Genomic DNA, 22,312 nt, shown 5'->3' with positions numbered 1-22,312 from the left:
AAAGCAGAGCCTAGGCTCTGCTTTTTATTTTGTTTAATTTAACGATACGTCAACTTAATTGAATACTACTTTTTCGCTGCCTGGAGCGGCTTTAAACTCTTCAATTATACGTGCGCAATCTGCTTTAATTTCATCGCTATGCTGCTCTTCAGCACGCCAGCGAGCGGTGTCCATTTTAAAAATCTCTTTTTTAGAGTATTTCTTACGGGCATCGTGCGTTGGCATATCTTTTACGACTTCGTACATTTTAAATATGCCTGGGTAGCGCTCACTTAGCTCAAACTCTTCAGCAAAGCTGTATTGAGAGATCAGCACCCAAATACGTAAGCAGCCTTCTGAGAACTCACATTGCTCTTCATTCATTGCACGGGCAATTAAATGAATGCTATCGGCTAGCTTTGCATTACGCTTTGCTTTTGATGCCGCAAGCTTTTGCTCATGCTCAGCTTGCTTCTTGGCGATAAGCTTATTTTGCTCTTTTAGTTTATACAGAAGTTGCCCTGCATAAAACGCAAGCCCTGCGATAATTGCCGCACCAATTACAATGGCAATAATCAAGGTTGTGCTCATCGCTCATCCTCATCTTCGTCATCAAACCATTCGTTGGCTAAATCATCAGATAAGTACTTATCGAAGTCAGATTCACCTTCATCGTATGAATCATCTTCAAAGTCATCTTCGTACTCGTCTTCATCTTCAATGCCTAATAACTCGCAAAGTGCTTGGTGGCGAGCAATACGGCTATTGAAGTACTTAGCGTCTTTACCTGTTAATAACTCACCGCGCTCATGACGCTCAACCAGCTTAAGTAGACGCTCGTCATTCTCTAGCGCTTCTAACTCTTGCTCTGGTGTTAGTTCAGGCTCAGTCACTTTCTTAAGCTCAACCATAGGTTTTAAGTTGCGTTTCATTTCAACTTTCGGCTCAGCCTTAGGCGCAACTAAAGAAATCGGCTTTTTACTACCAACACGCTTATCTTTCGGTTGATTGTTTGCAGCAGTGTTTTCTGCATTTTGTGCATCAGGTGCATTTCGAGACCCAGGTTTAGCACCTTTGGTCTTTTTAACTCGCTGCTCTTTTAACGCGCGCATCTCTCTAAGCTTTTCTTTGCTCAGACGTACAGGACCATTCGATGGAATTTTACGCGACTTTTTCTTTCTACTCATATCTTGATCATCTCACTTAAGAGGTTGTGCACAACGCCTTTGTGGCATTGTAATGCTGGCATAACCAGAAGAATTCGATGTGCGGATGTGGTTGGTCAACTTGACGAACTGCGCACTTTTCATACTTTTAGTACAAACGGTGGCTATTGTAACAGGACAAATAAAAAGGCGGTAGAGAAAACATCTCTACCGCCTACTAATCTGAGCGCCAATTATCTGGACACTTCTCCCTTCGACTTTTTAGTCTTTATTATTTTTATTATTATTGTTTATCCATTTTGTTATTGTTTTAACCTTCCGTGTAGCATTCCATTTTGTTTTTATTATTAAACTTCCATGAGCTTTTATTATTCTCGGTCAATCCTGACACTTTTTTGTTATTTCCTTTAGGACACCTAACTAGTGTCAACCCCTAAAGATTTGCCGCAGTTACTTTCCTTATTACATTGTCCATGTTGTTTTTGCTGTCTCAGCGACAGTGGTTAATTTACTTATTAATAAAATTGTTACAACTAATTTATATAATTTTTCTTACAGATGACTTATTGCAACATTGTCATTTTAATTAATAACAAAGACTTAGCAAAAATAGTGAAATAAAAATAAGACTTGGCTTACAGCTAGATATGGTCAATGTCTCACAAGGGAGTGGGAAATTTCGACATACGTTAGGTACAAAAAAAGCAGCTTGCGCTGCTTTTTCAAACTCTTTACATACTACTGCGGAGCATTTCTTTCCGCAATCAGACTTTAGTGTAAGCCACCTAAGTATTTTGAAAGTACTTCAATGTCTTTGTCTGTTAGCTTTTTAGCGATGTCTTGCATCATACCGTTTAAGTCGTTATTACGCGTACCATCACGGAATTTTTCAAGTTGTGACTTGATGTATTCTGGATGTTGGAACGAAATTTTCGGGAATTTAGCTAGTGATGTACCGTTACCACGAGGACCGTGACACGCAGCACATGCTGGAATACCACGCTCTGCATCACCAGCTTTATAAAGCTGCTGACCTACTTCTACTACATCTTTAGGTGTTGCACCTTCAGACATATTTAAAGAAGAGAAGTAAGCTGCTAGGTCTTTCATGTCTTGATCGCTAAGCGGCATAGCCATACCACTCATTACTGGATCCATACGACCTTCTTTGCCGCCAGATGTCATACCTAATTTAAACTCTTGTAATTGTTTATAGATATAATCTGCGTGTTGGCCTGCAATTTTAGGGTAGATATTAACCGGTGCATTACCGTCTGGGTAGTGACAAGCCGCACACGTTGCCGATTTCTCTTTACCTGCGTTTACATCGCCATCAAATGCTGTTGCGTTGCTTGCTGACAACGTACCAAGCAATATAGTTAAAGATAGTGCTATTTTTTTCATGGTGAATTCTCTGTTTCCGACCCTGTATCATCTACAATATGGATGTTGTGATTTCTATATTCTACACGATAATAAATTCTCTGGCACGTTTTCTGCCCACATTAAGCTCATAATTTATAGGGATTTGACTTAGATTAAGTTTACACCTAGTAATTTTCCTAATTTAAAGCCAATTTAGCACGCTTAAATACGCTTTTGAATGCTGCTTTAATAGTATAAAATACGTGCCTTAAGTGGAAATTAGCCACTGTTTGTTATTTTTTATAAAAGACTAGGAGAGCCTGTGCTCAAATCTCGTATCAAATACAATACTGCGTCCTTTGTTACCAGCGCACCTGATATCTCACGCTTACCTGCTGATACGGGGATTGAAGTCGCGTTTGCTGGTCGCTCTAATGCGGGTAAATCAAGTGCTTTAAACACGTTAACTGATCAAAAGTTAGCGCGTACTTCTAAAACACCTGGTCGTACTCAGCTGATCAATACCTTTGAACTTGATGCCGATAAGCGCCTTATTGACTTGCCGGGCTATGGTTTTGCGAAAGTGCCTATCGAAATGAAAAAGAAGTGGCAAAAATCGCTAGGTGAATATTTACAAAAACGTCAAAGCTTAAAAGGTATCGTTGTTTTGATGGATATTCGCCACCCGTTAAAAGATTTAGACCGTGACTTAATCGACTGGGCGGTGGGCAGCGAAATTCCAGTGCTGGCACTATTAACTAAAGCCGACAAGCTAAAACAAGGCGCGCGTAAAGCTCAAGTTTTACAAGTTCGTCGTGAGTTAAGTAGTTTAGATGGTGATATTACAGTACATGCCTTCTCTTCACTAAAAGGCACCGGCTTACCTGAAGTTGCTAAAAAGCTCGATGAGTGGTTTTTAGGCCCTATTGAAGCGCAAGCACCTGAGTCTGACGAACAACCAGAAGACTAAGTGCTTAGGCCAAGTAATAACGCTTGGCTAATGATTCTATATAATAGCCCTGCTCATCTGAGCAGGCTATTTCAGCCCACTGATAATAAACATTTCTCGATACCCTCGAAGCCAAGCCATGTGCTAATTGAAGATAAGGCACACTGACACCTTCAAATTCTCTCAGTAATAGTGGTTGCTTTGCTGATACCAACCAAGCGCGCTGTAAATTATCGACACAACATAGAGCAAGGCGCCTTGCTCTGTCTCTTCAAAACGCCAATCAACAATAATAAAAGGCACATCAATGACAGTGATAGCCATTTTCTCGACGGGTGTTTTTAAAAAATAACTATCTGCCTCTTTGCAAAGCACAGAGGCAAAGAGTTTAACCATTGCCTCGCGTTTTATTTCACTGCCGCCATAAAACCACCGCCCTTGCGCATCAATCGTTATTGGCACTTGCCCACAGTTTTGTGGCTGCCATTGTTCAAAAGGTTTATCGGGCGTCTGAAGAGCGGCTTCTAAGTCAGCAAGTGATTGCATTATTTTTCTTTATCTAGCGTCAAAGAAAATGTTACAGGAACCGCTGTTGCAATTGATGGTAAGCCCGCAAGCTTTTGTAGTTCACTAATGCCTTCTGTTACTTTGAAATCACTCGCATTAATAATAACTGGCGTAAAAGATGACACGCTAATATCGCCCTTTGCTGACATATTGGCTAGAACATCTATCGTAAGTTCTTTTTTGTTACCATGAAAATCTAACTCAGCTTTTAACCCTTTCAGCACATGTTGACCTGGTTTCAGTGTTGATAATGCTTTACTTAAATCAGCAGTTAACACAGCATTAGGAAATTTAGCTGTTTCAAATAACAACTTTGTCATGCGCTCATTGCGGATAGGGATCAGAGTTTCAACCGATGTCAGGTCGATCATCAACTTAAATTGACCTTGCTCGTTGAGTGTACCCGACACGTTTTTGAAATGATGTGCTTCTGCAATAGAGTTCTTTTTAATAGATACAAAGCTTACGTTACTTTGCTCATTATTAACTTGCCAATTTGCGCTGGCTAAAGGGGCAACTAAAATACTCGATAATGAAAAGGCAGCTATTGCCAAAGATTTAAACATAACGCATTCCTTCGAAAGTAAATAAGAATCACTTTGATGGTATCACTTGCGTGTATTTGTGCAATGAATTGTATGATAAGAAAAGAAAAAGCGACTCACTCAACAAGGAGTGAGTCGTTATAGCAAACTGGGGAGAAGCTATCAATACGTTGCATCCTTTCAGATGCATCATCAACAGGATGTCCTACAGGATGAGGACGGCGCGGACTTTATCAAATACCAGATTAAAAATAAATTGCTTAACCGCAGAAAAAACACAAATTGATAAACATATAACGAAACACTAAAACCATCTTTTCCTGCTTACTTTAATTTAACATTACAGAGAACCCAAATTTAAGGTAAGGTGAATTAAAAGCGCACTAAAATCAGGCTTTTTTAAGGCTTGTTGGTGATAAATATTGAAGTAGAAGAGTAAAAGGTATGAAAAAAATCCCGTTAATTTTATTTGTTACCTTACTTTTTTTGTTGAGCCCTTGGTGCAATGCCAAAAAAACAACTACCCAATATCCAGTTGTTTTAGTTCATGGGCTAATGGGATTCGATAACCTGCTCGGAATCGATTACTTCTACAATATCGCTACAATTCTGGAAAAAGATGGTACTTTAGTCTTCACACCTGCCGTTTCTGCTATCAACAGTTCAGAAGTCCGAGGCGAGCAATTACTCACTCAAATAGAATCAATCTTAGCTCTGACTAGTGCTAAAAAAGTAAACTTGATTGGTCACAGTCAAGGTGCGCAAACTGCACGCTATGTTGCATCTATCAAACCTGATCTAATTGCCTCAGTTACCAGTGTAGGCGGTGCAAATTATGGCAGTGGCATTATTGATCTTATTAATAAGGAGCTAACACCCGGCTCTCAAGCAGAATATACAACTCGATTAGTATTCGATGCATTCGGTGGTGTTATTTCGTTATTATCAGGCAATAGTCAATTACCGCAAAATACACTCGGTGCAATAAATAGTTTAAGCACACAAGGAGCAGCAACATTTAATCAAAAGTACCCCGAAGGCTTGCCCAAAAACGAGTGCGAACAAGGTAATATGCTTGCAAGCAATGGCGTATACTACTTTTCTTGGAGCGGCACAGAAACACTCACTAATATCTTAGATTTAAGTGACTTATCCATGTTATTTGGCTCATTATTTATCTTAGGTCACAGTGACGGTCTCATTTCACGCTGTAGTAGCCATTTAGGGCATGTGATCAAAGATGATTACAAAATGAATCATCTCGATGAGATTAACCAATTTATTGGTTTGCATAGTTTTCGTGAAGTTGATCCAGTTGAACTTTACCGTAGCCACGTGACAAGGTTACAGAAACTAGGGTTATAAAAGCGGTGTTGTATCGTGAAGCCTACCAGAGGGAGAGCACAGCTTTATGCTTATTGATGTTCCAAACGCCATTGTTTAAGCCATGACATCATACCAACACTACTCAATGGGTAATTAAAATAATAGCCCTGTGCAGCATAGGTTTTAAGCGATTTTACAAACTTAAGTTGCTCTAGAGTTTCAACTCCTTCACAAATCACTTTTGCATTATTTTGATTGTGCATATCGACCATGCCCGAAACGAGGCTTCGAATTTGACTTTGATGAGCAAAATCAGCGGTAAGTGAAGCCGCCACTTTAATATACTCAACATTAAGATTCGGAAGCTTAGCTAGCCAAATAGGTGTGTCACCAAAACCATCGATACATAATTTAATACCAATACTATTGAGCCTTGCAACCATCGCTTTACCTTGATCATCTAAACTCATAAATAAATCAAGCGGGCACTCGATAATTAAATCACCCGGCTCTAGTCGATGCTCAGCCATGATACGGTCAACAAACTCAATAAATTCTTCGTGCAGCATCTCAGGATCAAACACATTTATACTAAGAGGTAATTCAATACCTTCCATTCGTAGTGCCATAGCTAGTTCTGCTGCACGCTCAATAACAAAAGCTGCAACAGGATAGCTTAGGCCTGCAACACGTATATCATCTATAAATTTATTCGCAGAAAGAATCCCTTGCTTAGGATGCTGCCAACGTAACAGCAATTCTAAAAATTCGATTTGCTCATCGCTATTACGAATAACTGGCTGAAAATACAACTCTAGTTCACTTGCAAAATCAAGGTGTGCTAACTCACGTAGTCGTGCTTGCTGCTCCAATTGCTCAATCATCATTTGTGGATGATAAGGCACAATCGCTTTGTCTGGATTTGAATCAAGCGCTAGATTGGCAAACGAAATGAAGTTTTCAAAGCTGTATTCAGGCTCATCACAAACTACATAACTGGCACGAACTTTAACTTCAATGGTGCAATTGGCAACATTAAATGGCTTTAAAGTAACATGGCGAATTTGACTAATTAGTTGCTCATGAAGGTGCTTTTGTTCCTCTAATGAACAAATAAACGCAAAGTTTAAGCCCCCTAAATGCGCCAACTTTTCGGCTTTGCCTGAATTACCCACTATATTAAGAACATTATCAACATTGAGCTGCTGTTTAATTCGGGTTGCTGATTGCGCTAATAACAAATCACCAAAGTCTCGACCTATGTGTTGGTTTACATCGTTAAAACCTTCAAGGCGAAGCATCACTAACGCGCAGTTAGCATCATGCTCCTCGGTCCAAGCAATAAAGCTATTTTTTAGGGCGTTGCGATCGGGTAAGCCTGTAAGAGGTGTCGCATCTAACTCGTCAGTGTGAAGTGGCTCAACGACCACCTGCTCTTCTTCAGGTTCTTCATAGTTAAAAAAGCCTGATATACACAAAATAACGACAGAAAAAACAAGCCAGTAAAGAGCAGTATGTAACAATAAATGAGCTGAATAAAGTACTGTTAATACAATCGCAGCAACAACTGAAATAATGATTGCTAACCAATTAGTTGTGCGAAATGCCTGCCACAAATGAAAACAAACACTTGCACTTAACAATAGCACTAACCAAGGCATGCCAAGACTAAGAATTGCTAATCCAAGCACGCCATTGACGACTAAGCTCAGCCTTAAAATAGAATTTTGAGTAACACATAATGCACAAATCATTGCCATAAGAACGCAACCAGCTAAAAACACTGGCACAACATCGCTACTTAAATTTGCAAGGCTCACGCTACTACTTGCTAAGCTGGCAATCAAAGACATGTAAAAATACTACGTAAAAAAGACTTATCTAATTAAGTCTACCCAAAATCCACAGATTTAACAGTTTATTTACGCCAAATTGGTAACTTAATTGTGCTGGGTGGGTTATTTGCCAATGGGCAATATCAGCACGTGCGCCTACCTTTAACACACCACGATCATCAAGTCCTAAAGCACCTGCAGCGTTTCGTGTTACCCCAGCCAATGCTTGCTCTGGTGTCATCCGAAAAATAGTGCATGCCATATTCATCATCAAATGCAATGAACATAAAGGCGAAGTACCCGGATTGAAGTCAGTTGAAATAGCAATTGGAACTTGGTACTGCTGCAGTAGTTCAATTGGCGGATACTTTGTTTCACGTAAGAAGTAAAATGCACCTGGTAATAAAACTGCTGCAGTACCCGCTTTGGCCATTGCCTGAATACCAGCTTCATCTAAGTGTTCAATATGATCCGCAGATAAGCCATTAAATTCAGCAACAAGCTCTGCACCATGTTGATTAGATAACTGCTCAGCGTGCAACTTGACTGGTAAGTTGTGTTTTTTAGCCGCTTCAAACACGCGGCGAGTTTGCTCATTACTAAAGCCAACGTTTTCACAAAAAGCATCAACTGCATCAGCTAAATCAGCTTCAACAACACGGTCAAGCATGTCACCGCAAACCAGATCAATGTACTCATCGCTACGACCTTTAAATTCAGGCGGTAATGCATGCGCACCTAAAAACGTGGTTTTAACATCAACTGGGTGATTTTCACCGAGTAAACGCGCCACTTCGAGAAGTTTAATTTCGTTTTCACAATCAAGACCGTAGCCAGATTTAATCTCTACCGTCGTCACACCTTCTGCATATAATGCATTTAAGCGCTCTTTTGCACTGACAAATAAAGCTTCGTGATCGGCTTCTCGCGTTGCACGTACGGTACTTGCAATACCGCCACCGTTTGCAGCTATTTGCTCATAGCTTACACCTTGTAAACGCTGTTCAAATTCTTCTGCACGGCTACCCGCGAACACTAAGTGAGTGTGGCAATCAATTAACCCGGGGGTTAACCACTGCCCTTTTGCTGACAATGTTGGCGTAGCTAGCGCATCAAACTCTGGTAAATCGGCTTGCTCACCTAACCAAGCAATTTTGCCATCTTTAACAGCAATAGCTGCATTTTCAATAGCACCATAAGGTGCTTCGATGGCTGGGTCCATTGTGGCGATGTTGGCATCTGTGATCACTAAATCCCAGAAAGCTTGATCATTATTGGTTGTGTGCATTTTTCACCTACATTGATACTTGCGATAGGCCCATTACGAGACTAAGTTTAAATTTGCTTAAAGTTTATCAACTCACCTTGTATATACAAGATAATTATGTCACCTTCAAACATACTGTTTACTCACCACATATACACGCATAATGAGTGTTCCTAAATTTGCGCAAATAAAAGAGTTCATTCTGGAAAATATTCGTTCTGGAGCTTGGCAAGAAAATCACCGAGTGCCCTCTGAAAATGAGCTTACCAACCAGTTTAAAGTTAGTCGTATGACTGCAAGACGAGCACTCAGTGAATTAACAGATGCAGGTATATTAACCCGTAGCCAAGGCCTAGGTACTTTTGTGGCTAGCTTCAAATCACAATCATCGTTATTAGAAATTAAAAATATTGCTGATGAGGTAAAAGCGCGAAGTAACCATTATAGCTGTACCATTTTAGTAATGGAGTCTATAAGCGCTATAGCACCAATTGCGATTGCTTTGGGTGTCGAGGTCGACAGCCATGTTTACAGAAGTGTGATTGTACACAATGAAAACGAGCAACCTCTGCAAGTTGAAGAACGCTTTGTGAACCCCGCTCTTGCTAAAGATTACTTACAGCAGGATTTCCATAGCCTAACGCCTCATGAATACTTATCGCAAAACGCCCCGCTCACCGAGGCACGCCATACAGTCGAAGCGATTATGCCCAACCAAGAAATGTGCGAATGGCTGAACCTTTACAACGAAGAGCCATGCTTACAAGTGATCCGCCGAACTTGGTCATCACAAGGTATTGTGAGCTTTGCCCGTTTAGTATCACCAGGCAGTAAATACCGATTAGGCGGCCACCTTACTTTTAAAAAATAACTAAATGGACATTTGATAACGAAAACTCAGTGACTCAATCGCTGAGCCATCAATAAGGCGCTCGCCTTTATCATGACTAGTAAAAGTCGGTGGCTGGTTGCCCTGCTCAGCACATTTTTGTTGGTAGTAATCTGCTTTTGTAGGATGTGCCGGATTAACCACATTATAAATACTGCTCGCGTTTGACCAATTTTCAAGTACTGAAAAAATCGCCGCTATCACATCTTGCTGCTGAACCATGTTTACCACTTGCTGACTTGAGCTAGTCAGTTCTTTACCGGCAACAAACCTACCCAGATCGCGCCCAGATTATACAAGACCAGCCAAGCGCAATACTTTACCACCAGCATTTAGCACTAACTGTTCAGCATCATATAGCTGTTGTTGACGTGCTGATTGGCAAATAATTTCTGTAGTTTCGTCATATTGACCATTGTTAGATGGATAAACTCCTGTCGAAGAACATAAAATAAAGCCTTTACAATTTAGTTGCTTAGCAAGTTCAAGCCCTGCTTGCAAAGTCGCTAAATAGTTACTTTCTGAGCTACGACTACGCGGTGGAATAGCGCAGACCCACCAAGCATTTTCAAGCGACAGCTCATGCTTGAGCACATCACCTTCAAGTATAAACTGGCGCTGAAAGTCATATTCGTGCTCGCCACCGCGATGTGTTCCCTGTACTTGCCATGCTAATTTATTTGCCTCAACACAAAGTGCATTTCCAAGCCAGCCGGCACCTAAAACAACCAGTTTATTATTTTCAGTACTCATTTACTCAACTGCCCCTTAGTATTTATTATTAACCTTCGCTTAACAGTGTAGCGATTTAGGTGCAAATATGATTAGATAGATAACTCTAACCTATAATAAAAACGCGTGCACTATGTTAAACAACCTCTCTTTACGTAAAAAAATACTTCTGCTCATTGGCGGGACGATAAGTGTGCTACTAATCATCGCGTCTAGCTTTTTTGTAAACCATATTGCTGATCTCTCACGTCATGCAATTCAACGCGAAGCCGACAGCTATTTGCAAAGTGAGCGACTGTCAATGCAGGCCTATTTTGCCAAATACGGCAAAGTTGTCGAAACCTTTGTAACAAACCCGCATTTAGTTAACTGGTTCGATAACTGGACTCAGCGCGATCAAAGCTTAGATAGTCAGCCTGGTTACAGCAGCGTTAATCAAGATTTTGTTCGTATTAGTGGTAACGATGATAACATTTTATCAGCCTTCTTTGCTTCTGCGACCACAGGTGAGTACTTCAAAGAAAACGAGCGTACCGCCACTTATAATGGCCAACCATATTACGCTTACAAACGTGGTTGGTGGCAAGATGCATTAAAAATAAATAAATTGTATGTTGGCCCTATTTCTGTTGATTTAACCACAGGTATCGCCTCTGCAGTTGTACAACAGCCAGTTTATAAACAAAACAAGCTTGTTGGTTTTGGTGGTGTTGATTTACAGCTTAATAATATCAACGACATGGTTGAAGCTATTCGATTTGATGGCCAAGGCTTTGGCTTTTTACTCGACAGTAACCAGAAGGTAGTGCACTTTTCAAAACGAACTGGACATAAACTATCTATCACAGACGAAGGCCCTAATGGCAAAGAAGGCTTAGATGCCCTCGAAAAGCAATTTAACGACACCTCGGGCTTTAGCGAATTAAACCGCGCGATGAAAAGCCAAAAAGAGGGTAGCAGCTTTGTCACATTCAAAGGCGAGCAATATTACGTTGTATACAATCGCCTTGAATTAGAAAGCCCTTACCTTGATTGGTATGTGGGTATTTTAATTCCGACCAGTATGATTGATGAGCCAGTAAATGATGCGGTGATGACAACCACAACATCCGTGATCATCATTCTTGCGATTATTATTGCGATGATCTTCTGGTCACGCAAATGATCACCAAGCCGCTGACTAAACTCACTTACATCATGCGTGATATCGCATCAGGTGATGGCGATCTAACACAAAAAATCGAGATAAAAAGTCAGGATGAAGTAGGACAGCTTGCTCATCACATGAATACTTTCATCGATAAATTACGTGCAATGATGCTGAATACTGCAGCTCAAGCTGAGCAATTAAGCCAAGCCGCAGCCCAATTGAAAACCGTATCGCAAAAAACCAATGATGAAATTCAGCAAGAAAAGCAACAAGTTGATAGCGTAAGTGCGGCAGTAACCGAAATGGCGTCTACAGTGATGGAAATCTCGCGTAATGCCCAGCACACCAATAATGCCGCTGAAGAAGTGCAAACCATTACCGCAGATGGCACTAAGCGCTCAACTCAAGCTCAGTCAGTCATGACCGCTCTTGCAAGTCACATTGGTGAAGCGTCTAAAGTCGTTGCGGGTCTTGAACAAGAAAGTGGTAATATCGGCGCGGTGGTTGATGTTATCAACTCAATCGCTGAGCAAACTAACTTACTGGCACTTAACGCAGCGATAGAAGCAGCCCGTGCTGGTGAGCAAGGCCGAGGTTTCGCAGTTGTTGCTGATGAGGTTCGTTCACTAGCAAGCAGAACGCAAGAGTCAACTGATGATATTCGCAATATGATCAGCCGTTTACAGCAAATTGCCCAACAAGCATCAACCATGATGCAGCAAGGTCAAGAGCGTGCTGAAGGCTCAGTTGAGCAAACACAAATTGTATTGCAAGCATTGCAAGATATCGCGCAATCTGTGACAAATGTACAAGATCAAAGTCATCAAATTGCGACTTCGACAGAGCAGCAAACTGTGGTTGCAGAAGATATTAACAATAGCTTGGCAGCGATTAATCACTTAGTGAATAGCACTGCAGATCATGCCCATGAATTGGCGGATGAAGCACGTGATTTGAATGAGTTAGCAGAGTCTCTAAATAAGACAGTAAATCAATTTAAGTTATAAAGATAAATTGCTGAAGTAGTTAAAAACCCGATGTCACCTGAAGATGACATCGGGTTTTTATCGTCAGCCTTCCCTGTTAATCGTGGCGCAACCGCTTTCGCGTGTTCCATAAATTCGTGCCACTGTTGCTTGTTCCATAAAGCAACTCCATTATTGGTCAATCCTTGTTTTGATTGCGTTTGTACTTGTTCCATATAGTCTCCTCCTTACGCTAGCTTCATCCGTTTGGGCTCCAAGCCTAAGCTTAATCCTTGCTGTCATCTCCATTCACCTTATCCATAAAGCGTTGCCATTGTGCGCTACTCCATAACGCCTTGTTACTTCCTTGTTGTCCTTTATGCTTAGTTACATTATCCATACTGTAAACTCCTTGCGCTTTATCGTCCGTTACTCCTACAGCCCTTCCTTGCTGTGCTCCATTACCCATCCTTGTAGATTAATGCGGTGATTATCGCTTAGCGATGATATACACAGCATGAATCAAACCTGGAATATACCCTAATAGAGTTAAAAGAATATTAATCCAGAACTGCGCACCTAAACCTACCTGTAAAAATACGCCGAGAGGTGGAATTAAAACCGATAAAATAATACGTATTAAATCCATGACTCACTCCTTGAAAAAGATAAGCCCAGCCAAAGCTGGGCTATATAGGGCTTGCTATTATTCAGCAACAATCGTTAATTCATCGATTACTTTGCGAACATCTTCAGCGTTTTCAGCAATGCTTACCGCTAATTGCTTTTCTGCATCAGACTCAACAGTACCTTTTAGTGTTACTACACCGTTGTCGGTATCAACATCGATATCTGTACCACCTACTTCTGAGTTAAATAAATAACGTGTGGTGATTACAGTACTGATTTTTGCATCGGTTAAGTCGCTTTCTGCAGAATCAGCTTTGTCTGATTTCATGTGCTTAGCTTTCATGTTTTTAACAACCGTTAGTTTGTTATCAACAGAGCTAACACCGTCTAGGCTAAGAACTAACTCTTCAGCAAGCTCTTTATCTAATTCGCTATCAACTTTACCTGTAAGTACAACCTTGCCATTCGTTACATCAGTGTTGATGTCAAAGTTGTTAAGGTTTGTGTTCATAAGAAGCACAGTTTCTGCCTTACCATCAATCCAAGCATCTTTACTTTCATTTTCCCAGCTGCTTGCCTGAGCTGACATGCTAGTTGCACCAATTACTAAAGCCGCAATCATAGATTTGTTAAAAGTGTTCATAATCTTTCTCCTTTTGATTAAAGACACTTTTACTAATGCGACTATGATGCCAACTATTTACTTGTTTATTTTCAGTGATTTAAACATTCATTCAGCGATGATTTATATTCATTTCGGTAAAGATTTACAAGCTGCTCGGTAAGAAGTTCACGATGTTGCAAAAATAACCATTTAGTTGCTGATTTTATTAATCTGTGGTTAATTTAACGAAATTGCTTATTCGCCTAAAAAGACAACCCCTTGATTTATATAACAATAAAATCTGGCCTAAGCTTTGCTTTGTAATTAATAACTAAAGAATCACCTTTAAAATCACAACAGGGAACTACCATGGCCGTTAAACTTGAAGATCGCCCAATCGATCAAGTAAGAGAAGAAGTCATTGATCAACTCATTTATAACTACAGTCATGCTGTTATTTCAGCCGAAGCATTTGAACGCCGCCTAGATCAGGCAATGGAAGCCACCAGCAACGAAGTACTGGTTGAGCTTGTTGCTGATTTAGATCTGAAAGCGGATATTGACTACAAATCGCAAAAGCATGCGCAATTTAAACCTCACTACAGCCACAGCAGCGACAACGAAAGCCTGCAGCTTCGTAGTATTTTGGGTTCAAATGAGCGCAGCGATAATGGGTAGTACCAAAAGAAATTCACCTCACAAACTGCTTAGGTTCAATTGAACTCGACTTTAGCGAAGCGATTTTCCAACATCAGCATGTCACCATTTACGTGAACTGTATTTTAGGTAACGATGAAATCTACGTGCCAGAACATGTTAATGTGGTATCTAAATTATTTAGCGTGATTGGTAGTGTAGAGAATAAATCAGTTGCCTTAAACAAAGGCCAAGGCCCAACCATCACTATTGAAGGTAATGTATGGCTAGGCTCTGTCGAGATTTCAGTTAAACGTACCATGAAAGAAAAGTTCATCAGCTTCGCCAACAGCCTAAAAGCCAGTTGGAAAGAAATGAATAAGATGCAGTAAAGGTGTGAGGTGCGAGATGCTAGGTGCTAGGTGCTAGGTGCTAGGTGCTAGGTGCTAGTTATCGTAGCCGCAGTTTTACATCGTGCAATATAATAAGATAACGCGCGAAATAAATTTCACGCCTACATCAAAGACATTTAATCGCACAAAGAGGTTAAGAGACGCTGCGCTTTAGAGGAAGTAAAAAATGATCTTGTGGTTTACTCATTCTCTTCTCATTCACTTCTCTTTGTGCAAAACATATTGAACCACAGAGAACACAGAGGCGCTTCGCGCTACACAGAGAAAACCAAAGTATCACAAAGAGATCATGAGACGCTGCGCTTCAGAGGAAACAAGAAAAGATAAATATCACTTCCTCATTCTTTCCTCATTCTCTTCTCTTTGTGCAAATATTTTCGCGCGAAATAAATTTCCCGCCTACATCGTAGGCGTCACGCTTGCTTGGCGCGTCGTACATACAACGCCATTCCATCAATCAATGCCTGACCTACAAACAACACCGCTCGGCTCAAAACTGACAGCTGAAAGCTGACAGCTCTAGCTACAGGTCATTATTCCTCTCACTTGGAATATCACTAAAATACTCTACAAACTCAACTTCAAAACCTGCTGGGTCGATGAAATATACATTTTTACGGTAAGGGTTTTCTGGGCCGTGTTTATCAACTTCATAACCAGCCGAAACCAGGCGTTCAATTACCGCATTAATATCGTTTGTCACATAGGCAAAATGAGCAAGGCCTACTTGGTGGCCGGCTAAATCACGGTTTTCAGCTTCACCGTTATCGCTTAATGCAAGATATTGGTAATCATCACCAAAGTGCAGCCACTTGCGCGGTTTGCCCGACCATTTGCTATCGCCTTGACTACGCACACGCCAGTGCGGGAATGCAGCTTTATAAAAGTGCAGCATGGCATCAACATTACTAACAACAAGATTTACGTGTTCTAAATACATGGTAGTTTTCCTTTTTATTTTTAAACTGCCACCAAGATAAAACCTCAAGTTAAGTTTAGGTAAAGCGTTTTTTCAAATAAAAAAGCCCCACTGAAGTGAGGCTTTAAAAAATTGAGTAGTTATTGATGAATCAGCTACCAGCAACCTGCATTTGTTCTATCAATACAGAGCCTGTTTGAATACCACCACGACGCTCGATATCGCCACCTAAGCCCACAACGGCTTTAAACATATCTTTTAAGTTACCAGCAATTGTGATTTCACTGACTGGGTATTGGATTTCACCATTCTCAACCCAGAAGCCCGCTGCACCACGTGAGTAATCGCCCGTTACCGTATTCACACCTTGGCCCATAAGTTCCGTTACTAATAAGCCTGTGCCCATGGTTTTTAAAAGTGCTTTTAAATCGGCATGGGTTTGTTCAACTAGCCAGTTATGAATACCACCAGCATGACCCGTTGGTGCCATAGACAGTTTACGTGCCGCGTAGCTTGCTAATAGGTAAGTTTGCAGCTCACCGCCTTGAATAATTTCACGGTCTACAGTTTTTAAACCTTCAGCATCAAACGGTGAAGACGCTAAACCTTTTAATAAATGAGGGCGCTCAGAGATATTCACACAATCGCTAAATACTTTTGTACCTAAGCTATCAAGCAAGAAGCTCGACTTACGATAAAGCGCGCCGCCACCAATCGCCGACACTAAATGGCCAATAATGAGTTAGCAATATCTGCTCTAAAGATCACAGGCACTTTCATGGTACCGAGCTTTTGGCTGTTAAGTTTAGCCAAGGTTTCGGTTGCCGCTTCGAGGCCTACTTTTGCAGCGTCATTTAAATCATCTTTATGACGTGCGATGGTATAAGCTGAGTCGCGCTGCATTTGCTCGCCTTCTTTACCAATCACCATCGTGCTAATGCTATGACGCGTACGCGGGTAACCTGCAATCATGCCATGGCTGTTACCATAAACACGTAAACCTTGGTGAGAAGAAAAACTCGCACCGTCTGAATTTACAATGCGCTCATCGGCATTTAACGCCGCTTGTTCTGCTTGATGACAAAACTCAACACCTTGCTCTGGGCTAACTTCCCACGGGTGGTATAAATCTAAATCTTGCGGTGCAAATTCAAGTAACTCTTTATCAGCGATACCATTAAATGGGTCGTCAGAGGTGAACTTAGCAATATCAATGGCTTTTTCGACCACTGTACGTAATGTTTTAGGGTTTAAGTCAGCTGTTGAAGCAGAGCCTTTGTTGTTACCCACATAAACACTGATACCTAAGCCACCGTCTTGGTTAAACTCTATTGTTTCAACTTCGCCCATACGCGTGCTGACAGACAAACCTGACGTGCTCGACATCGCCGCTTCAGCCGCAGTAGCACCCAATTTTTTTGCATGCTCCAGTACTTCGCTTACTGCGTCTTTCACTTCAGAAATGTGTTGATAAATAGGATCTTTCATCTTGTGTGTCCTAGGTTCTGATATTTTTTATAGTGTAACGAATGCTAACACACTGCGAGACCTGCATCAGCTAATATTAATCATTAACTAAATGGCGTATAATAGCGAATAGTTAAGTTTACTGAATGAGCATCCTTATGGCGAAGAAGAAAAAGCCACTTATCGAAGAAGAAATTATTTACGTATCAAAAAGCGAATTAAAACGTGAAGCCATGCAATATCATGGTCTGGGTGCTGAAATTGCAAAAATGCCGAAAAAGCAACGCGATCGTTTACCGCTTAATCACGATTTAAAAGAAGCCCTTGTCGTTTCTGATAAAGTAAGTGACAAGAGCGATGCTTACCGTCGTAACTTAAACTACATCGCAAAAGTTTTACGTACCACAGAAAACGTTGATGAAATTCAAGCGATGATCGACATCATGCTTAATAAAAACAATCAAGCCGATGTTTTAATGAACAAAATCGAAACCCTGCGTGATGATTTAATTAAACAAGGTGACGACCTGATCAATTCAACAATTGATCAATACCCGACTCTTGAGCGCCAAAAAATGCGCCAATTAGTGCGCAGCGCCGCAAAAGAAGTAAAAGCAGAAAAACCAGCCAAAGCTTACAAAGAGTTATTCCAGTATCTAAAAGATGCGATTATGCTTTGATTTCCTTCGCGCGAAATAAATTTCACGCCTACAACACCGTAGGCGTCACGCTTGCTTGGCGTGTGTTGAACACCACTTAATACACAACCATCGCGCGACATAAATTTCACGTCTCTACAACCAAATACAATTCCAAAACGGGTAATCGCCAACGTGCTTGACTAATTTTGCGCGTAGAGGGTTTGCGACTAGATATCGAGCTTGATGTATTAGGTCATTTTCATCTCTGATTTGATGATCATAAAAATTATTTTGCCAAACCACTACTTTGCGCCCTTTTCTCTTACGAATAGACATGGTCACCATGCTTTTGTACAGCTTAATTACTGCTGATAAGTTTTGCTGAGGGCGAAGTTGAAATATCCAATGTAAATGGTCAAGCATGAGGACAAAGCAGATTGTCTCCACTTTATCTTCTAAATGGTAAATTGCTTTGGCAGCATCAACTGCATATGAGTAATTGGCAAATATAGGCACTCGATTCTCACAACAAAGAGTTACTGAATAATAGCAGTTTGAATGTGAGGTACGCCCTTTAAGCCTCTTCCTTGACGAAAACATAAACCTATCAATCCTGAAGGTAAAACCTGATCTTAGAACTTAAAAACACACCTAGCCAATTTACACCAAAAATGTTTGAACCTCACAATACAAAAACATCGCGCGAAATAAATTTCACGCCTACATCAATCGTAGGCGTCACGCTTGCTTGGCGCGTTTTAAACACCACACAACACGCAACCACCGCGCGAAATAAATTTCACGCCTACATCACCGTGGGCGTCACGCTTGCTTGGCGCGTCTTGAACATCACAAAATACTCAACCATCTCGCGAAATAAATTTCATGCCTACATCAACCGTAGGCGTCACGCTTGCTTGGCGCGTTTTAAACACCACACAACACGCAACCATCGCGCGAAATAAATTTCACGCCTACATCAAACCGTAGGCGTCACGCTTGCTTGGCGCGCCTGAAACATCAAACAATAAACAACCATCACGCGAAATAAATTTCACGCCTACATCAAACCGTAGGCGTCACGCTTGCTTGGCGCTTCTTAAACACCACACAATACTCAACCATCGCGTGAAATAAATTTCATGCCTACATCAACCTTAGGCGTCACGCTTGCTTGACGCGTCTTGAGTTGATCGCTCCTAAAACAAAAAAGGCTCTGAGCGTTCACTCAGAGCCTTTTTTAAAATCGATAATCAATTACCAGATTTTTACGCGATCTTCTGGTTTGATATACATTTTGTCGCCTTCTTTCACGTCAAATGCCTGATAGAATTCTGGCATATTTGAAAGAATACCGATTACACGGTAATGGCTTGGTGAATGAGGGTCTGTCATTAGGCGGTTACGTAACTCTTCGTCACGATATTTACGACGCCAAATTTGCGACCAACCCATGAAGAAACGCTGATCACCTGTGTAACCATCAATGATAGGCGCTTTTTCATCACCAAGTGATAACTGGTATGCTGTATAAGCAACTGTTAAGCCACCTAAGTCACCAATGTTTTCACCTAATGTAAGCTGACCATTTACGCTAGCATCTTCAAATGGTTTGTACTCGTTATACTGAGCAACTAGCTGACCCGTGCGCTCTTCAAACTGTTTAAGGTCTGATTCGCTCCACCAGTTACGTAAGTTACCATCACCATCGTACTTCGCACCTTGGTCATCAAAGCCGTGACCTAATTCGTGTCCATTACCGCACCGATTGCACCGTAGTTCACAGCGTCATCAGCTTCTAGGTTGAAGAATGGCGGTTGTAAGATAGCCGCAGGGAATACAATCTCGTTGTTCACAGGGTTGTAGTAAGCGTTTACTGTTTGTGGTGTCATGTGCCACTCAGAACGGTCAACTGGCTTACCTAGTTTTGCAGTCATGTCTGCATATTCCCACTCGCTGTGGCGAATGTAGTTACCTACTAAATCGTCACCTTTCACTTCAAGTGCAGAATAGTCTTTCCATTTATCTGGGTAACCAATTTTTGGTGTGAACTTATCAAGCTTTTCTTTAGCCGCGATTTTTGTTTCAGGGCTCATCCACTCAAGGTTTTCAATCGCGACTGCATAACCTTTGATTACGTTATCAACTAACTCTTCCATACGCGCTTTCGCTTCAGGCGGGAAGTTTTCTTTAACGTATACTTTACCTAAGATTTCGCCTAGTACACTGTTTGATGCATCAACCGCTTTTTTCCAAAGTGGAGATTGCTCTGTAACACCGCGAAGTGTTGTGCTGTAGAAATCAAAGTTAAGGTCTACTAGCTCTTTATCTAATAGGCGAGCATAGTTGCTAACAAAGTGGAACTTAAGGTAGTTCTGCCACGTTGCTAAGTCTGTATCGTTGTAGATACCTGCGAATTTTTCTAGGTAGCTAGGTTGGCGAATGATTACATCTTCTGTTTTGATACCTGATGCATCAAGGTAAGCTGCAAAGTCAAAGTCGCCAGTAAGTTTGTTAGCATCTGCAACGCTCATCTTATTGTAAGATTTAGTTGCATCACGGCTTTCAACACGGCTCCACTGCGCATCAGCAATGCTTGTTTCAAGATCGATAATTGCTTTAGCCGCAGATTCTGCATCAGCTACACCGGCTTTGCTTAAGATAGCTGTTACGTATGCTTGGTAAGCTTCACGAATTTTTGTGAATTTTTCTTCACCTTTTAAGTAGTAGTCGCGATCTGGTAAACCTAAACCAGACTGATAAACATACATCGCGTTTTCGCTAGAGTTTTTCGCATCGTTGTTTACGTACCAACCAAACGGTAAACTACCACCTTTAATGCGAAGTTCAGCCATTAAAGCAACAAGATCAGACTTGTTCTTAACTGCGTCAACGCTTTCTAACACTGGTGTTAATGGCTTGATACCTGCCGCTTCACGGCCTGCTTCGTCCATGTAGCTGTTGTAGAATGCAGCTAATTTAGCTTCATCAGAGCCTGGCTTAACGTCTTTATTAGCCGCTGCTTTTTCTAGCACTTCTTTCATCGCTTTTTGCGAATCATCGTAAAGCTGAGTGAATGAACCGTAGTTTGATTTATCACCTGGAATTTCTGTTTTCTCTAACCATTCGCCGTTTACGTGGTAGTAAAAGTCATCTTGTGCGCGAACAGATTTGTCCATGTTCGCCAGTTCAATGCCAGAGTTTAAAGGTGCTTTTGCTTCAGTGACGGTCGCAGTTGCTGGTGCTTTAGTTTCTTGTTCTTTTTCACCACAACCAACAAGACCGAGCGCAAGTGCAATACTTGCCGCGGTAAGTGTTACTTTTTTCATGGGAGTCCCGTACTAATTATTTTTTGATGTATTTATCGAAAAACTAGCAAACCTAATTAATCGTTAGTTTTTCGCTTTCACCATAATAAACCGCTCAAGCAAAACAATAAAACCGAATATGTAACAATTCTTATCAAAACAGGATGAGACGCATTTTTGAGCGGTGGGAGGGGGAAATTAGCGATAGCATTGTAGGCGCGATTTTACATCTCGCAATGTTTCTATGATTCACCAAGAGGGTAAGAGGCGCTTCGCTTAAGAGGAAATAAAAAAAGATCCTGTGGTTTCCTCATTCTCTTCTCATTTACTTCACTTTGTGCAATTTTTTCGCGCGAAATAAATTTCACGCCTACATCAATCGTAGGCGTCACGCTTGCTTGGCGGGTCTTACATTCAGCACCAAGTCTGCAAATTAATAAAGAACCCGTAAACAACACTGTTCAGCTTCAAACTGACAGCTGAAAGCTGACGGCTGTTACTGCTCGTACTTCTGCTTTATCTTTTCGATAATCTCAACATTGGCGGCAGGGAAGCTGTAATCATCAAGCTCGTTGAGTGCGACCCATTTGCCTTGTTGGCGTTTTTCTGCGCCATGGGCTGTGCCTGTGAAATCATCAACAATGTGCACATCTAAGCGTACGCACTTATCGCCGTAGTCATGTTCGATAACCATTAGCTCTTCACTGCCATTTACGGTTAGGTTTACTTCTTCTAATAGCTCGCGCTGTAGCGCAGTAAATACGCTTTCGCCCTGCTCTACTTTACCGCCTGGGAATTCCCATAAGCCGCCTTGGTGTTTGTCGTCTGGGCGTTTACAAATAAATAATTGCTGATCTTTATAAATAACACCAACTGCAACATGCACTACTTTTTTAGTCATTTGTTGTTTCCTTAATCATAAAAAAAGCGACGCAAGCGTCGCTTTTTATCACCGTGTT

General features: G+C 41.2%; 17 protein-coding genes and 6 pseudogenes. 6 read left to right on the top strand and 17 right to left on the bottom strand.

The genetic code is table 11. The annotated features are described in order from the left end of the window. Positions 1 to 54: 54 nt before the first annotated feature. The 3 genes from ACRWSG_RS11005 to ACRWSG_RS10995 all read right to left on the bottom strand — a co-directional run bounded on the left by ACRWSG_RS11005 (position 55) and on the right by ACRWSG_RS10995 (position 2,549). Positions 55 to 570: a DUF2489 domain-containing protein gene (locus tag ACRWSG_RS11005; RefSeq protein WP_462166278.1), complete on the bottom strand. Its 516-nt coding sequence runs from the start codon at positions 568 to 570 to the stop codon at positions 55 to 57. Further along, positions 567 to 1,166 carry a Der GTPase-activating protein YihI gene (yihI, locus tag ACRWSG_RS11000; protein WP_166341076.1) on the bottom strand — a complete coding sequence of 200 codons (600 nt, stop codon included), beginning with the start codon at positions 1,164 to 1,166 and terminating at the stop codon, positions 567 to 569. The genes ACRWSG_RS11005 and yihI overlap by 4 nt, the downstream gene beginning before the upstream one ends. Before the next feature lie 750 nt (positions 1,167 to 1,916). Next, positions 1,917 to 2,549: a c-type cytochrome gene (locus tag ACRWSG_RS10995; RefSeq protein WP_462166277.1), complete on the bottom strand. Its 633-nt coding sequence runs from the start codon at positions 2,547 to 2,549 to the stop codon at positions 1,917 to 1,919. A 283-nt stretch (positions 2,550 to 2,832) separates the two neighbouring features. Here ACRWSG_RS10995 and yihA point away from each other — a divergent pair, with 283 nt between their 5' ends. Beyond that, a complete protein-coding gene (gene yihA, locus ACRWSG_RS10990; protein WP_138599290.1) occupies positions 2,833 to 3,480 on the top strand; it encodes a ribosome biogenesis GTP-binding protein YihA/YsxC in 648 nt (215 codons plus the stop codon). Between the two features lie 4 nt (positions 3,481 to 3,484). On the opposite strand, the pseudogene ACRWSG_RS10985 reads toward yihA, so the two are convergent. Further along, a pseudogene (locus ACRWSG_RS10985) lies at positions 3,485 to 4,005 on the bottom strand (DUF1285 domain-containing protein). Beyond that, entirely contained in the window at positions 4,005 to 4,592 is a 588-nt protein-coding gene (locus ACRWSG_RS10980; protein WP_166341074.1) for a YceI family protein, read from the bottom strand. Before ACRWSG_RS10980 ends, ACRWSG_RS10985 begins: the two are co-directional and overlap by 1 nt. A gap of 423 nt (positions 4,593 to 5,015) precedes the next feature. On the opposite strand from ACRWSG_RS10980, the gene ACRWSG_RS10975 reads away from it, so the two are divergent. Beyond that, the gene (locus tag ACRWSG_RS10975) at positions 5,016 to 5,936 is read left to right on the top strand and encodes an esterase/lipase family protein (protein WP_462166276.1); all 921 of its coding nucleotides are present in this window, start codon (positions 5,016 to 5,018) and stop codon (positions 5,934 to 5,936) included. Between the two features lie 50 nt (positions 5,937 to 5,986). On the opposite strand, the gene ACRWSG_RS10970 is transcribed toward ACRWSG_RS10975, so the two are convergent. Beyond that, complete coding sequence (locus ACRWSG_RS10970; RefSeq protein WP_462166932.1) at positions 5,987 to 7,657, bottom strand: EAL domain-containing protein; 1,671 nt, start codon at positions 7,655 to 7,657, stop codon at positions 5,987 to 5,989. A gap of 121 nt (positions 7,658 to 7,778) precedes the next feature. Continuing rightward, positions 7,779 to 9,020 (bottom strand): imidazolonepropionase, encoded by a 1,242-nt coding sequence (hutI, locus tag ACRWSG_RS10965; RefSeq protein WP_462166275.1) that lies wholly within the window; start codon positions 9,018 to 9,020, stop codon positions 7,779 to 7,781. 142 nt (positions 9,021 to 9,162) lie between these two features. Between hutI and hutC the strand changes: the two genes are divergently transcribed. Next, the gene (gene hutC, locus ACRWSG_RS10960) at positions 9,163 to 9,870 is read left to right on the top strand and encodes a histidine utilization repressor (RefSeq protein WP_138616087.1); all 708 of its coding nucleotides are present in this window, start codon (positions 9,163 to 9,165) and stop codon (positions 9,868 to 9,870) included. On the opposite strand, the pseudogene ACRWSG_RS10955 reads toward hutC, so the two are convergent. Further along, positions 9,871 to 10,641, bottom strand: a pseudogene (locus ACRWSG_RS10955) (Rossmann-fold NAD(P)-binding domain-containing protein). 112 nt (positions 10,642 to 10,753) lie between these two features. On the opposite strand from ACRWSG_RS10955, the pseudogene ACRWSG_RS10950 reads away from it, so the two are divergent. Next, positions 10,754 to 12,777 (top strand): annotated as a pseudogene (locus ACRWSG_RS10950) (methyl-accepting chemotaxis protein). Here the strand turns inward: ACRWSG_RS10950 and ACRWSG_RS10945 are convergent. Genes ACRWSG_RS10945 through ACRWSG_RS10930 form a run of 4 tightly spaced genes read right to left on the bottom strand, consistent with a single transcriptional unit; the run spans position 12,762 to position 14,008 of the window. Beyond that, a complete protein-coding gene (locus ACRWSG_RS10945; RefSeq protein ID WP_054552865.1) occupies positions 12,762 to 12,971 on the bottom strand; it encodes a hypothetical protein in 210 nt (69 codons plus the stop codon). The pseudogene ACRWSG_RS10950 and the gene ACRWSG_RS10945 overlap by 16 nt on opposite strands. A 50-nt stretch (positions 12,972 to 13,021) precedes the next feature. After that, a complete protein-coding gene (locus ACRWSG_RS10940) occupies positions 13,022 to 13,204 on the bottom strand; it encodes a hypothetical protein (RefSeq protein ID WP_138599296.1) in 183 nt (60 codons plus the stop codon). Between the two features lie 21 nt (positions 13,205 to 13,225). After that, positions 13,226 to 13,384 (bottom strand): YqaE/Pmp3 family membrane protein, encoded by a 159-nt coding sequence (locus ACRWSG_RS10935; protein WP_064971745.1) that lies wholly within the window; start codon positions 13,382 to 13,384, stop codon positions 13,226 to 13,228. Positions 13,385 to 13,441: 57 nt separating this feature from the next. Beyond that, positions 13,442 to 14,008 carry a BON domain-containing protein gene (locus ACRWSG_RS10930; protein WP_054552867.1) on the bottom strand — a complete coding sequence of 189 codons (567 nt, stop codon included), beginning with the start codon at positions 14,006 to 14,008 and terminating at the stop codon, positions 13,442 to 13,444. A 330-nt stretch (positions 14,009 to 14,338) separates the two neighbouring features. On the opposite strand from ACRWSG_RS10930, the pseudogene ACRWSG_RS10925 reads away from it, so the two are divergent. Continuing rightward, a pseudogene (locus tag ACRWSG_RS10925) lies at positions 14,339 to 14,997 on the top strand (LiaF domain-containing protein). 544 nt (positions 14,998 to 15,541) lie between these two features. On the opposite strand, the gene ACRWSG_RS10920 reads toward ACRWSG_RS10925, so the two are convergent. Further along, positions 15,542 to 15,958 carry a VOC family protein gene (locus ACRWSG_RS10920; RefSeq protein ID WP_187490698.1) on the bottom strand — a complete coding sequence of 139 codons (417 nt, stop codon included), beginning with the start codon at positions 15,956 to 15,958 and terminating at the stop codon, positions 15,542 to 15,544. A 130-nt stretch (positions 15,959 to 16,088) separates the two neighbouring features. After that, positions 16,089 to 17,425: pseudogene (gene pmbA, locus ACRWSG_RS10915) on the bottom strand (metalloprotease PmbA). A gap of 137 nt (positions 17,426 to 17,562) precedes the next feature. Here pmbA and yjgA point away from each other — a divergent pair. Continuing rightward, positions 17,563 to 18,084 carry a ribosome biogenesis factor YjgA gene (gene yjgA / locus ACRWSG_RS10910; RefSeq protein ID WP_462166273.1) on the top strand — a complete coding sequence of 174 codons (522 nt, stop codon included), beginning with the start codon at positions 17,563 to 17,565 and terminating at the stop codon, positions 18,082 to 18,084. A 114-nt stretch (positions 18,085 to 18,198) separates the two neighbouring features. Here the strand turns inward: yjgA and ACRWSG_RS10905 are convergent, their stop codons facing one another. From ACRWSG_RS10905 to mutT, 3 genes and pseudogenes are all read right to left on the bottom strand, one after another. Next, on the bottom strand, positions 18,199 to 18,645 hold the full coding sequence (locus tag ACRWSG_RS10905) for an REP-associated tyrosine transposase (RefSeq protein ID WP_462166272.1): 447 nt from the start codon (positions 18,643 to 18,645) through the stop codon (positions 18,199 to 18,201). A 657-nt stretch (positions 18,646 to 19,302) separates the two neighbouring features. Then, positions 19,303 to 21,374, bottom strand: a pseudogene (locus ACRWSG_RS10900) (M13 family metallopeptidase). Between the two features lie 475 nt (positions 21,375 to 21,849). Beyond that, positions 21,850 to 22,254 (bottom strand): 8-oxo-dGTP diphosphatase MutT, encoded by a 405-nt coding sequence (gene mutT / locus ACRWSG_RS10895; protein WP_462166271.1) that lies wholly within the window; start codon positions 22,252 to 22,254, stop codon positions 21,850 to 21,852. Between the last annotated feature and the right edge of the window lie 58 nt (positions 22,255 to 22,312).

Source organism: Pseudoalteromonas sp. GB43 (assembly GCF_054923805.1).
Note: the sequence above shows the minus strand (reverse complement) of the source record. Positions and strands in the feature narration are given on the sequence as shown.